Source organism: Brevundimonas sp. GW822-FHT03E11 (assembly GCF_058801445.1).
The window spans coordinates 1-729 of record NZ_JBXANG010000028.1; the positions used below are offsets into that span (position 1 = coordinate 1).

A 729-nucleotide genomic window follows, 5' to 3' on the forward strand; every position below is an offset into this window, starting at 1 on the left:
GAAGGCCATGCGGTCAACAGGAAGAGGGTTCAGCGGATCTATCGCGAGGAGCGACTGACGGTGCGCCGGCGCGGCGGTCGGAAGCGAGCGATGGGCATGCGGCGACCACTGGACCTGCCGCTGGTGGCCAACCAGCGCTGGTCGCTGGACTTCGTCGCCGACCAGATGACGGACGGGCGGCGCTTCCGCATCCTGACGGTGATCGATAACTGCACCCGCGAATGCCTGGCGCTGGTGGCCGACACCTCGCTGTCGGGCGCGCGGGTCGTGCGGGAGTTGGACGCCGTCATTCGGCAGCGGGGCCGGCCCGACACCATCGTCAGCGACAACGGGACGGAATACACCTCGAACGCGGTCCTGGCCTGGGCCGACGACACCGGCGTCGGCTGGCATTACATCGCGCCCGGCAAGCCCCAGCAGAACGGCTTCAACGAGAGCTTCAACGGACGCCTGCGTGACGAGCTGCTGAACGAGACGCTGTTCCGATCCCTGCCGCACGCCCGCGCGGTGCTGGAAGCCTGGCGGCGCGACTACAACGAGCGGCGTCCGCACTCGAAGCTCGGGTGGCTGACGCCGCAGGCTTATGCAGAAGCGCTCAGTGGACAGATCGGCCGGTCCGCTGCGCTGGTTGGGGGCTGCGCTGACCGGCCTCTTGCAAACCCCGACAACCCCAGCTCAGATCAACCCAGGACTCTCGTTATGGCTGGATGAGAAACGGGGGTCACGTCA

Annotated in this window: 1 protein-coding gene; it reads left to right on the forward strand. The window is 67.5% G+C overall.

Going from position 1 to position 729, the window contains the following annotated elements:
* Positions 1 to 711, forward strand: a 711-nt coding sequence (locus tag AC1RKE_RS16050; RefSeq protein ID WP_492897494.1) for an IS3 family transposase, incomplete at its 5' end; no start/stop codon positions are given.
* Positions 712 to 729: the final 18 nt, after the last annotated feature.